Raw genomic sequence first — 12,244 nt, forward strand, 5'->3', positions numbered from 1 at the left:
ACGCATGTCCGTCCTGAAGAAGATCGAGGCCAAGCTCGAAGTCATGGCGCCCGGCGACCGCGAGATCGGTCGGTATATCGTCGATAATCCCGACCAGATGCTCCGCCTGTCGACGGCGGCGCTTGCCGCCGAGATCGGCCGCAGCCAGTCGAGCGTCGTCAAGTTCAGCCAGAAGCTCGGCTATTCCAGCTATCAGGAGCTTAAGCTCGCCGTCAGTGAGGCAAAGTCGCAGGAATGGCACGTGCCGGCCGGCATGATCCACGGTTCGATCGAGGTCGACGACAGCTATCTGGTCATCTTGCGCAAGCTGATCGGCAGCAAGCTCTTGTCGATGCAACAGACCGTCGCGGCCAACACCGAGCAGGAAATCGGCAAGGCCCTCGAAGCGTTGAACGGTGCGCGCCGCATTCATTTGGCCGGCGTCGGCGCATCCTCGCTGGTGGCGCGCGATTTTTCCTACAAGCTGATGAAGCTCGGCCGCAACGTGCTGCACGACAGCGACAGCCATGTGCAAATGGCCAATGTCTCGACGCTTGGACGAGGTGACGTGCTGTTCGCGCTCTCCTATTCCGGGGCGAGCATCGAAACCCTGCGGATAGCTGAACTTGCCCGCAAACGTGGCACCACCGTTATCGCCGTCACCGGACTTCGCGACAATCCGCTGAACCGGGTTGCCGACATTCGCCTCCACACGATCGCCGATGAAGAGCGCGCGCGCTCGTCATCGATAACTGCGCGTGATGCACAACTGACGCTGACCGACCTGCTGTTCATCCTGCTCGTGCAGAAGCAGCCTGACGCCAACGAATACGTCCACAACAGCGAATTGGCCGTCTCAGTGCTGAAGGCTTAGCGCTCTTCGCCGTCTCGCGTTAAGGCCTCAGTTCCTCCCTGGCGCTGCACGCCGACAAGAGCAACTTTCGGCCTCCTTGGTGAAATAGCTTTCTTCAATGTGCTCACCCGCTTTCTTCGTCCGGCTGGCAGAGAGTCGCGGGAGCGCCGATTGGTCAAATGCCGCCGGTCGAAACAAATGTTGACAATGTCATCTGTTGTTGCGAAAGCGTTCAGCCTCGAATTTGACGGCCGAGACAATGGACGACCTTGGAGCACAGGAACAAGCGGTTCTCGACCTCATTGAGGCGAACCCATTCGCCGGCCAGCAGGACATAGCAACGGTACTCGGCATCGCCCGCTCGACGGTCGCGGCCCACATCGTGCAACTCGTCAACAAGGGATACATTCTCGGCCGTGGTTACGTCTTGCCGACGTCCAAGCGCATGGTCTGCGTCGGCGGCGCGGTGCTCGACCGCAAATACCACGCCAAGAAGGATCTGATTTTCGAGACGTCGAACCCGGTCGACGGCTATCGCAGCTTCGGCGGGGTTGCCCGCAACGTCGCCGAAAACCTTGCCCGCCTCGGCGTCGACATAAGCTTCGTCTCGATCGTCGGCGACGATGAAACCGGCCGCTCACTGGTGCGGCATCTGCGCGACCTCGGCGCCGATGTCAGCCAGGTCATCACCACCACGGAACGGCCGACGGCGGAATACGCGGCCATCCTCGACCGCAACAACGACCTCGTGCTCGGCATTGCCGACATGGAGATCTTCGATCTGTTTTCGTCGTCCTATCTTGACCGCTTCTGGCCGCATCTGGCTTCGGCGACATGGGTGTTCATCGACTGCAATCTGCCGGCCGCGACCCTCGCAGCACTGATGTCGCGCAAGCAGGGTGCGCGCTTCAAGCTCGCAGTCGACACGGTATCGGCGCCGAAATCAGCGCGCCTGCCGAAGGACCTGACCGGCATCGATCTTCTGTTCACCAATCATGACGAGGCCAATACGATGCTCGGCATGACGGATGCCGACAGGCGGCTGACGCCGGAGGAAGCAGCGGCAGCGCTGCGCGCGGCCGGCGCCGGCGAGGTGATCGTGACCGTGGGCGCGCATGGATTTGCCGTTGCGACCGAGAGCGGTGTGACGACCATGCACTCCGTCCCGGCCCAGCCCGTCGATATCACCGGCGCCGGTGACGCGATGATCGCCGGCACACTGTACAAGGTGCTTTCGGGTGAGCCGGTCGCTCATGCCGTGCGCACCGGCGCGCTGCTTGCCACACTGACCACCGAGAGCGAATCCAGCGTCCATCCCGATCTGTCGCCGCGCTTCCTTGCCGCCGGCATGTACCGCATTCCTGCCTGAAAGCGAGATGATATGAAACCTTTCCTTGTCCACCTGAACGATGAAGTCGCTGCTGCGCTTGATGAAGGCCGCGCGGTGGTGGCATTGGAATCGACGATTATCACCCACGGCATGCCATATCCGGCCAATCTGGAAACTGCCCGTGGTGTCGAGACCGTAGTGCGTGAAAACGGCGCCGTGCCCGCCACGATCGCAGTGGTCGCCGGCAAGATCAAGGTTGGCCTCGACGACCGTGAACTGGAAGAGCTGGCAGCGGCAAAGGGCGTGGTCAAGGCTTCCGGGCGCGATCTCGCCGCCATCATGGTGCGCGGCGGCTCGGCCGGAACCACCGTCTCGGCGACGATGCGGATCGCCGCTTTAGCCGGGATCGGCATTTTTGCGACCGGCGGCGTGGGCGGCGTGCATCGCGGCGCCGAAGCCACTTTCGATATCTCCGCCGACCTGACCGAACTCGGCCAAACCGGCACGACCGTCGTCTGCGCCGGAGTTAAGTCGATCCTCGATATTGCGAAGACGCTGGAATATCTGGAAACTCAGCGCGTGCCGGTGATCGCCTATGGGAGCGATGATTTTCCGGCTTTCTACACCCGCTCCAGCGGGCTCAAGGCCGATCATCGCCTCGACACGCCCGACGAGATCGCGCGAGCCATGCTGCTGCATGACGAGATGGAATCCGGCACCGGCATTCTCGTCGCCAACCCTATCCCCGAAGCGGACGCGCTCGATCCGGCGTTCATCGACGGCACGATCGCAGCGGCCGTGGCTGAGGCCGAGAAGCGCGGCATCGGGCGCAAGGAACTAACGCCGTTTCTGCTCGCACGCATCAATGAGCTTTCGCAAGGCCGCAGCCTGAAGGCCAACATCGCGCTGGTCCGCAACAACGCCGCGCTTGCTGCCCGCATTGCGGTGGCGCATGCGGAATTGAAGAGCGCGACCAGATAGAGACAGCATCCGGCCAGCGCTACCGGCCTTCGATTTCAGCCCGGCGCCAGGTCGAAGATGCGCCCGGCATTGAGGATGTTGTTCGGGTCGAAGGCTGCTTTCAGGCGGCGCATGGCCGCGATCTCGGCGTCGCTGCGCACAAGGTGCAGCCATTCCTTCTTGTCGAGGCCGATGCCATGTTCGGCCGAAACGCCACCGCCGGCGGTGGCAACACCGCGGTACACGATGCCGTATGCGGCCGCCGGATCCGCGGTGCGGACCTGATAATGCAGATTGCCATCGCCGAGATGGCCGAAGACGTAGATGTCGGCGCCAGGGTCGACGGCCCTGATGGCGGCTTCTGTTTCGCCCAGGAAAGTCGCCATTCTCGCCAGTGGGATGCTGATATCGACGCCGATCAGGCCTGCCATCGAAAACAGGAAACGGTTGGCCTCTTCTCGCACCGCCCAGAGCGCCCGGAATTCGCGCGGCGATTGCGAGACGACCACATCCTCGATCACGCCATCTTCAACCGCCTGCATCAGCACCGCGGCAAAACGTTCGCCGTCGCGGTCGGGCTCGCTGCCCTGTATCTCGGCAAGCACATAGACGGGCGAGCCGGCGGGTAGCGGCGCCGGCGCCTCCATGCCGGCGATCATGGCGCCGTAAAGCGGTGCGAAATTCACCTCATAGGCCGACAGCAAGGGCCCGAGCTTGCGCCTGAGCAGCGCAAGCAACGTGATCGCCGCGTCGAGCGAAGCAAGCGCGCAGAAGGCGTTGATCTCGGTGGCCGGCTTCGGATGCAGCCGCAGGCATGCGCGTGTGACCACGCCGAGCGTGCCTTCGCTGCCGATGAACAATTGGCTGAGGTCGTAGCCGGAGTTGTCCTTCGCCAAACCCTTGAGCGAGGTCAGAATACTGCCGTCGGCAAGCACCGCTTCCAGCCCAAGCACCTGCGCCCGGTACATGCCGTAGCGCAGCACACGGATGCCGCCGGCATTGGTGGCGACATTGCCACCGACGGTGGCCGTGCCGCGCGCTCCGATGTCGACGCCGAACAGCAAGCCGGCCGCATCGGCGGCTTCCTGCACCGCTTGCAGCGGCGCGCCGGCCTCGGCGATGATGGTCGCCGCCTCGCGGTCGAGAGCTTCAACGGAAGTCATGCGCTCCAGCGACAGCACAGCTTCGCCGGGTTGGATGCGAGCGCCGCCGGCAAGCCCGGTCCGGCCCCCCTGGACCACAAGCCTCTGCCCCGCCTCATTGCACAGGCGCAGTATGTCCGACACCTCGCCGGCAGTGCGCGGTCGCAGCACGACCTCCGGCCGCGCACCGGTCTTGCCGTCGGGGTCTTCCCTGTAACGCGGCCCGGCCTCATCTGCCGAGACGATCGCCGACCGATCCAGCCGACCCTCAAGTCGCGACAGAAGCTCGGCGGTTCGCGAGGAGAGGGCGCTCACGGATGCTATTGGCGCGCAGATATCGATGCAACGCACGCGAAGACCGGCGAGAATTGCAGGAGCGGCTTGACGCGAATTTCGCTGGAAAGAAACATGCGGAAAACCCGCCAAAAATGCAGTCGGTTGCTGTCGCCATGCACCGCTCCTGTGTAACAGGTCGACCATAGGCGCGGACCGCGTTTTGTCAAACTGTGGCAGTTGGTGATGGGTGGCTCGACGCCTGCGTTTCGGCGCGGACCACCTTGATGTCGGCGCCTGCCGCCCATGCTCCGATATCGTCGCGACGTAAGGCCGCAGCCATCATGTCCGGAAACAGATCCGGCGTGCAGGCAAAGACGGGAATACCAAGGGCTGCTACCGAGCCTGCCATTGTGGGATCGTAGCCGGGCCGGCCTTGATCGGTCAGCGCCAGAAGCACGACGACATTTACGCCGGATCGAACCAGCGCTGCCAGTCGCCGCAGCAGGTCCTGGCCATTGCCGCCTTCATAGAGATCGGTGATCAGCACCAGATGCGACTTGGTGGGCCGTTCGATACGGTCGGCGCAATAGGCGACCGCCTGATTGATGTCCGTGCCGCCGCCAAGCTGCACGCCGAACAGCACCTCGACGGGATCGCTGAGCTCTTCGGTCAGGTCGACGATCGCCGTATCGAAGCAGACAAGCTTCGTGCGCACAACCGGCAGCGAGGCCATCACCGCCGCGAAGATCGAGGCGTAGACCACCGAGCTTGCCATCGAGCCGGACTGGTCGACGCAGAGAACGACCTCATCCAGATCGACAAGCCGGCGCTGCTTGCGCATGAAGCCGACCAGTTTCTCCGGCACGATGGTCCTATGCTCGGGTTGATAGTGGCGAAGGTTCGCCGAAATAGTGCGCTGCCAGTCGATATCGCGTGCACGCGGGCGGTTGGTGCGTCTCGATCGATCGAGAGCGCCGCGTATCGCCTCCGCGGTCTTCTGCTCCAGCTTCTGCATCAGCTTGCCGACGATATCGGCAATGATCGTCCGGGCAATGTCCTTGGTCTTGGCCGGCATGACCGAGCGCAGCGAAATCAGGTCGGCGACGAGATTGACGTCAGCCTCGATCGCTTTGAGGAATTCCGGTTCCATCAGCATCTGCTTCAGGTCCAGCCGTTCGAACGCGTCCTTCTGGACGATCTGGACGACCTGCGCCGGAAAGAAGGAGCGAATGTCGCTCATCCATTGCGCGACGCGCGGCGCCGACCGGCCAAGGCCGCCACGCCGCTTGCGCGGGTCGGCAGAAGCGGCGCTAACGCCGTCGCCGTAGAGAGCGTCGAGTGCCGCCGAAAGCCGTTTATCGTCGCTGGAAAGTGCCCCAGACGTTTCGTCATCGGCGCCGATCGCCAGTCGCCAGCGGCGCTCCCTTCCGCCATCGGAAGTGAGCGGGCCGGGTTCGTTCATTTCGGCCTCGTCATCCATTGCCGGTTTCTCCGTTGAGCAACGGTCCAAGCAGCCCCAGGTGCCGGCGCCATGCCTCGCCGCCATCCGGCGTCGGCGTCACGCCAGCCGGCAAGCGCGCCGCGCGGCCGAGGACCGCTTCGATCAGCCGGCGGCGTTCCATGCTGTCCAGATTGGAAAAGACACGGCGCAGCAGCGGTAGATGCGCAATGAAAGCATCTTCGTCCAGGGATCTGAGCCACCCATCGACCGCACCGCGCAGACCCTCGTCATAAATCAGCCGTTGACCGGCTGTGCTGAAGAAGCCTTCGAAGAACCCGGCCGCGTCAGTGACAGGCGTCCCCGGTGACAGGCGTCGCCCGAGCAGCCCGGCAGCGGCTTCGGCGGACAGGCGACCAGCTTCATACAGCAGGTGTGCGGCGCACCCGGCCAGCAGCGCCGTCGACCGTGACGCCTCCAGCACGGCCGCCAGCCCGTTGCGCCATCCGTCCAGCACGTCTTGGCCGGGTTCGACCAGCCTGATCGCCTCATCGGCCTTGCGCATCGCACCAACCAGTGTCGCGGCGGCCTGCTCATCCAGATCGCGCGCAGCATAGGGAAGCGCGATCGCACCTTCGACGATCAGCCGCTCCATAAGGCCGGACAGCCGGTCCGTTTGCGTTTTGCGGGCCTCGCCGTAGCGGACAATGTCGGCGAGCGGCGGCACCGACGCCAGGATCTCCAGGCATTCACTGCTGCGCGCCGCGCGTGCCTCCAACGCCGCGAGGCCGGCAGTCGATGCTTCCGACAGGCTTGCAGTGATGGCGCTCTGGACCAGTGCCGCAAGCGTATCGAGCGTCGTCGCCGTTTCGATCATCTGGATCAGGCGGCCACTGGCAGCCTTTTCGATGGTCGGACCGTAAATCAGGTTCTCGACCAGACGGACGGAATATTCCGGATCCCAGACCAGCGTCCACCGCTCGCGGAAGGTGCCACGACTGCGGCCGCTGTCAGTCAACTTACCCCAATGCACACCGAGCACGTTCAGCCTATGCAGCAATGTCGAGCGGAACAGCCCGCTTTCGCTTCGCAGGTCGACCGACAGTTCCCGTTCCAGCGCCTCAGGCTTCAGGCGCGCCGCCCTCTGGTTACGCTGGAGATCCTCGATCAGCGGCGCCAGCGGTGTGTCGGGCGGAATTTCGCCGACGTCCGAACCCAGAAGCAACTCGGCCTCAACCAACCTCCACAGCAACGCTTCGCCGTTGAAGAGGGCGGCGATCGCGGCGTCGCGCAATTCCTCAAATCCGGGTTTCGGTCGTTCGCGAATCGCGGCAAGCGTCCTGGCGAGCCGCTCCGCTTCGATCAACGAAGCGGTCGAGATCAGGTGACCCTTCGCCCGCAGCACGGCGGCGATCGTCGCAAGCCACAGGGTCGCCGCATCGCGCCGGCCGCGCGTGCGCCAGAGATGCTTGCACCAGCCCGGTGCGACGACGCCCGCGCCATAGCCGTATCCCAGCGCCAGGCGCGGTCCCGTCCACGGTGCCCATGTCATTGTGCTCTTGCGCCGGGCAATTCCCTTGATCAGGACCTGATCGTTTTTCTGAGTGTGGGTGGCCTGCAGCGCCGGCACATGCCATGCCCCGCAGACGACGGCGATCGGCCCGTCGAACTGCTTACGCGCCTTGGCGATTTCGAGCCGCATATGCGCCTCGCGCTTGGCTTCGAACTGCGCGATCGGACCCTCACCATTCCGCAGTGTCGTCATCGCATCTGCGATGGCCGCAAATATGGGGCCGGGTTCCGGGTTCTGTTCAATGATGTCCGACCACCAGCTTTCGCCGTCCTCATAACCGGCGGCGTGTGCCAGCATGGCTATCGGATCACGCGGAAGCGGAGCCGCGTCACCATCCTCGGGGGCTTGGGTAGCTTCGGTCGCATCGGTGTCCTCCGCGCCACCGATCGCAGCAGTGGTGAACCGTGCCGATGACGGCAGGTCGATAAACTGCAACGTCGCCTTATTGCCCACAGCCCAAAGCGCCGCCTGGTATTCGGGCGAGAACTCGGCAAAAGGCCAGAAGCTTGTCGAAGCCGGATCGTCCTCCGGATAGCAAAGGAGCGCCACAGGCGGCTGCATTTCGGGGCGGGCCAGCATGGGCAGAAGCTCAGAGGCGTCGATCGGCCCCTCGATCAGCACGGCGACCGGGTTCAAATCCTGCAGTGCCTGCACCAGGCTGTCGGCGGAACCCGGCCCGTGATGGCGTATCCCGAAATAGGCAATGTCGCCGTGGCCCATGGCGTCAGATCGCTGCGTTCAGCGCCGCGTAATAGCCGGCATAGTCGGCCCGCTTCTTGAGCACTGTTTCCAGATATTCCTCCAGCACCACCTTGTCCTGCACCGGATCCTTCACGATCGCGCCGACAAGGCTGGCGGCGAGACCTTCGGCGCCGAGCTTGCCACTGTCGAACCACGCCGCCTGGCTGAGCCCGCCAACCATCGTGGCGATCGCTTCTGCGGTCGACAGCGAGCCGGAAGGCGTCTTCAGCGTCACCTTGCCGTCGGCAGTCGCACCGGAGCGCAATTCGCGGAAGATGGTCAGCACACGGGCGATCTCCTCGCCGACATTTTTCGGCACCGGCAGGTCGAGTCCGCCAGCCATCTCGTCGACCCGTTTGGAGACGATCGCCACCTCTTCGGCCATGTCTTCCGGCAATGGCAGCACCACGACATTGAAGCGACGCTTGAGCGCCGAGGAGAGCTCGTTGACACCTTTGTCGCGGTTGTTTGCCGTGGCGATAATGTTGAAGCCGCGCTGGGCGTAGATCGAGGTGTTCAATTCCGGGATAGGCATCATCTTTTCGGAAAGCACGGTGATCAGCGTGTCCTGCACGTCTGAGCCCATGCGGGTCAGTTCCTCCAGCCGGCAGAGCTTGCCGTTCTGCATGGCTCGGTAGAGCGGCGTCGGCACCAACGCTTCCTGGCTCGGGCCCTTTGCCAGTAGCTGCGCATAGTTCCAGCCATAGCGGATCTGGTTCTCGTCGGTGCCGGCCGTGCACTGCACGATCAGCGTCGAGTCGCCCATGATGGCGGCGGCAAGATGTTCAGACACCCAGGACTTGGCGGTTCCGGGAACGCCGAGCAGCAAGAGTGCACGGTCGGTGGCGAGCGTCGCCACCGCGGTTTCCATCAACCGGCGGCGACCGACATATTTTGGCGTTACCAAGGTGCCGTCACCGGCCTTCCCGCCTAGCAAATAGGTCAGCACAGCCTGTGGCGACAGGCTCCAGCCGGCAGGCCTCTGCCGGTCGTCATCGCGCGCCAGCGCCTGCAATTCCGAAGCGTAGGCCTGCTCGACCGGGAGGCGGATGGCTGCGTTCATTTTGCTGTTCTCCGGATTGGTCATGTGTTGCTTCCAGGCCCCGCCAGTGATGCATTGAGACGTAGAAGCCCGAGTGAAGGAGCCGCGGGCGGCACGCCCGCCGCGACCATGTCGTCGATCAATTTCGCTGCCGTGGTCGCGGTGGCAAGGAAGCCGATCGTCTCCAGTACATCGTCGAGACCCCGCCGCGCGGCGTCGTCTTTTCCGCCGGCGGCGGAACGCAGTGCGGCGAGCGCCTGTCCATTCGTCAGGTCGTCCCATTCCAGCCAGTCGACATCGATGCCTTCCGCCAGGTTGATCATGCCAAGATAAGTTGTCTCCTTGAGGATCAGCCTGATGAGGACACGCTTTCTGCGGCTGTCCAGGCGCGGCATGAGCTGAAGCACGAACAGCGCCGGTTTGCCGCCTTCGGCAATAAGCGTATCCGCCATCTGCGTAAGGGCGGCTTCGCTCCCTGAGGCGGCGACCATTCGTGCGATCAGGATGTCGGCTTTATTGTCGGCACCGAATTGCCAGCCTCCTATGAATTCGGCTTCCGTAGTGTTGAACCGTTCGGTAAGGTCGACGAGGTTGCATATCTCGAACAGTTCGGCGCGGCGTTGCTCCTGCGCTTGGGATTTTAGTTTTGCTGGAGTGTAGATCGTCCGGCGGCGGATGAAGCCGGATCTGCCTTCAGTGATAAAGGCGGCGAGTTCGGCTACGGGATCGTCCGGTCCACCGTCGCTCGGGCGAACGTGCTCTCCTAATCTTGCCAGCAGCCGGCCAGCCAGTTCGCGCACCTTGCCGGACCTGTCGGCGGAAAGGCTTTTCAGGAAAGGCATGTCCTCGGCACTCAGGCCGAAGCGCATAAGCTCGACCAGCGCAAGCCTGACTTCCGCCGGTTCGCCCGACGCCTTGGCTTCGATCAACATTCGAGCCGATGTCGGGTCGGTACGGCGCATATCGGCAAGGACCAAGCGTCGCGCGGCGGGATAGAACTCATCCCAGGTTTCCGCAGTCAGTTTCTCTTGTGGGGCAAGCCTTTCCCCGTTCATGCTTGCTTGCCAGTCTACCCATGGTGCGTAGACGTCCGGGCTGTTCTGATCCGAGGGCATCCAGTCCATGGGATGGAGCACAAAGCCGCGGCTGGCGACGAGCGCCGCCACGCGTGCCTTTCGCCTCACGTCGGCGGCGTGCTTCAGAGCGGCTCTCAACAACGGCCGAAATCGTGCCGGCAGAATGGGCAGGGCAAGTCTGGGCAGCGGCGGCCGACGCTTGAGTGTCGTCGGCGCGGCCGGCCGCAGCGCGACGTCGAGCGCTTGTGCTGCGATTGCCAGGAGCCGGCGCTCCTGTTCGTCGGGACTTGCACCGCCGGCGATTGCCTTCCATCCGGCCGGAGCCAGATCGAACGCAGCACCGCCGGTGATCCAGCAATCGCGCATTGCCGCCAGGCCTGTTTGCTCGCTTTCGTTCACGCCAGATCAAGCCTCCCGAACTCGCTTTGCGCCGCCAGAAGCTCAAGCCGGGCGCCGTTCCAGAGCGCTGCCGTGGCCGCAAGGTCGAGGCCGAGCAAGGTTTGATCTACCGCGCCGGCGATCGGCAAGGCGATCCCCTGCGGTTCATCCTCCGCCTGCCACCATGCCGTGCCCCGATCGTCGAGCAGGATAGCGCCGGGCGGCAGCATGAGGGGACAATCGGCGATCCAGGGCGCGGCGTCCTGATGGGAAGCATGCGTGGCGAGCGGATCCTTCGCGGTGCCAAAAGCAAAATCGGGCCACGCGCCGGGCGCAACCTCCCCCATGCGCTCCACCACGAGGGCGCGGAGCGGCATGCGTGATGGATAAAACACCAGTCGGGCATTGAAACGGTCGCCTGGTGCAAAAGCGTTGGACCGGCGCCCGGCCGAAGCCGGGAAAAAGTCGAGCAGCACGGCAAATTGCGGGGTGGCGCTTTTCAAATCGAGCAGCCAGGTCGAATGGCTGACCAGACCATCGCGGCGGCTCTCGATCTTCTCGCCGAGAACTTCCCAGAGGCTTTCAACCTGTCTTGCATCCGGACTGCTGAGAACCTGTTCGCGGGGTTCAGACGTTGATACGAGGCGCTTCAGCTCGGGGTCGTCGGGCTCCGACCGCCACGCCTTGGCCAGCAGCACGAGCTTGCCGAGCTCGCGGATTGCCGCATCAGACCGTTCCTCGCTGCGCAGCGCCATCAGCCGCGACGGAATCTCGTCAATACGGCCGGCGAGCGCGGCTGCCTTCATATCGACCAGCCGCGCAGCAATCCGTCGGCAACGGTCGCTGCTGGCGTCGACAAACCCGGACAGACCGAGCCGTAACTGGTCGGCAATCCACTGGTCAAGCTCATCGAGCCCAGCCAACACTGCTTCTCGTGTGCTTTCCGCCCGCTTGCGCTGCGCCGCCTCGCGACGCTCCAGCGCCGCGATGTCTTCAACGGCGGTGCTCTCGTCGGCTCGTGCGGCTTCGCCGATGCGCTTGGCTTCCGCACCGGGTACCGGTTGCGCCGGCTGTGGCGTTGTCTTCCTGCGTCGGCCAAGCCAGTCATTCACCCATTCCGGCGTGGTATTGGCAGCGGCAAAACTGGCTGGCGCGGTGGCGGCAATCCACATCAGGGCCAGCGTGTGCTTGCATGGGAATTTGTGCGAAGGGCAGGTGCATTTGTAGCCGTGATCACCCGTGTCGACCACCACTCGATAAGGATTGGAGCCGGAGCCCTGGCATTCGCCCCATATGAGCGCCTGCTGCTCATGCTTTTCGAGCCGCGGCCAGTTCGTTCGTTTGGTGAGCTTGGAGGCGGCGCTCAGCGACGCCTGATCGGGAGCAAGCGCCTCAATGGTTTTTAGATCGAATTCCAAGCCGCGCTTCTCCCCGCCCCGACGCAGTATAGATGGCG

9 protein-coding genes are annotated in these 12,244 nt (G+C 63.8%); 3 read left to right on the forward strand and 6 right to left on the reverse strand.

Going from position 1 to position 12,244, the window contains the following annotated elements:
• The first annotated feature begins 4 nt into the window (after positions 1-4).
• The 3 genes from NKK47_RS05795 (at position 5) to NKK47_RS05805 (ending at position 3,143) form a co-directional block, all read left to right on the forward strand.
• Entirely contained in the window at positions 5-853 is an 849-nt protein-coding gene (locus NKK47_RS05795) for a MurR/RpiR family transcriptional regulator (RefSeq protein WP_352575542.1), read from the forward strand.
• Between the two features lie 238 nt (positions 854-1,091).
• On the forward strand, positions 1,092-2,201 hold the full coding sequence (locus NKK47_RS05800; RefSeq protein ID WP_352575544.1) for a carbohydrate kinase: 1,110 nt from the start codon (positions 1,092-1,094) through the stop codon (positions 2,199-2,201).
• 12 nt (positions 2,202-2,213) lie between these two features.
• Positions 2,214-3,143, forward strand: a complete 930-nt coding sequence (locus NKK47_RS05805; protein WP_023676041.1) for a pseudouridine-5'-phosphate glycosidase — start codon at positions 2,214-2,216, stop codon at positions 3,141-3,143.
• 35 nt (positions 3,144-3,178) lie between these two features.
• Here the strand turns inward: NKK47_RS05805 and NKK47_RS05810 are convergent, their stop codons facing one another.
• The 6 genes from NKK47_RS05810 to NKK47_RS05835 all read right to left on the reverse strand — a co-directional run bounded on the left by NKK47_RS05810 (position 3,179) and on the right by NKK47_RS05835 (position 12,206).
• Positions 3,179-4,579: an FAD-binding oxidoreductase gene (locus tag NKK47_RS05810; protein ID WP_352786810.1), complete on the reverse strand. Its 1,401-nt coding sequence runs from the start codon at positions 4,577-4,579 to the stop codon at positions 3,179-3,181.
• A 184-nt stretch (positions 4,580-4,763) separates the two neighbouring features.
• Entirely contained in the window at positions 4,764-6,020 is a 1,257-nt protein-coding gene (locus tag NKK47_RS05815) for a VWA domain-containing protein (protein WP_352575546.1), read from the reverse strand.
• A complete protein-coding gene (locus NKK47_RS05820; RefSeq protein ID WP_352575548.1) occupies positions 6,013-8,271 on the reverse strand; it encodes a DUF5682 family protein in 2,259 nt (752 codons plus the stop codon). Before NKK47_RS05820 ends, NKK47_RS05815 begins: the two co-directional genes overlap by 8 nt.
• Before the next feature lie 4 nt (positions 8,272-8,275).
• Complete coding sequence (locus NKK47_RS05825) at positions 8,276-9,355, reverse strand: ATP-binding protein (protein ID WP_023676037.1); 1,080 nt, start codon at positions 9,353-9,355, stop codon at positions 8,276-8,278.
• 20 nt (positions 9,356-9,375) lie between these two features.
• Positions 9,376-10,500, reverse strand: a complete 1,125-nt coding sequence (locus tag NKK47_RS05830; RefSeq protein ID WP_352575550.1) for a DUF5691 domain-containing protein — start codon at positions 10,498-10,500, stop codon at positions 9,376-9,378.
• A gap of 305 nt (positions 10,501-10,805) precedes the next feature.
• Positions 10,806-12,206: an SWIM zinc finger family protein gene (locus tag NKK47_RS05835; RefSeq protein ID WP_352575552.1), complete on the reverse strand. Its 1,401-nt coding sequence runs from the start codon at positions 12,204-12,206 to the stop codon at positions 10,806-10,808.
• Between the last annotated feature and the right edge of the window lie 38 nt (positions 12,207-12,244).

It is taken from the genome of Mesorhizobium sp. M0019, from assembly GCF_040323975.1.
GTDB lineage: Bacteria > Pseudomonadota > Alphaproteobacteria > Rhizobiales > Rhizobiaceae > Mesorhizobium.

Coding starts and splice junctions, on each gene's coding strand:
- NKK47_RS05795 (WP_352575542.1), top strand. CDS start 5: ATGTCCGTCCTGAAGAAGATCGAGGCCAAGCTCGAAGTCATGGCGCCC.
- NKK47_RS05800 (WP_352575544.1), top strand. CDS start 1,092: ATGGACGACCTTGGAGCACAGGAACAAGCGGTTCTCGACCTCATTGAG.
- NKK47_RS05805 (WP_023676041.1), top strand. CDS start 2,214: ATGAAACCTTTCCTTGTCCACCTGAACGATGAAGTCGCTGCTGCGCTT.
- NKK47_RS05815 (WP_352575546.1), bottom strand. CDS start 6,020: ATGGATGACGAGGCCGAAATGAACGAACCCGGCCCGCTCACTTCCGAT.
- NKK47_RS05820 (WP_352575548.1), bottom strand. CDS start 8,271: ATGGGCCACGGCGACATTGCCTATTTCGGGATACGCCATCACGGGCCG.
- NKK47_RS05825 (WP_023676037.1), bottom strand. CDS start 9,355: ATGAACGCAGCCATCCGCCTCCCGGTCGAGCAGGCCTACGCTTCGGAA.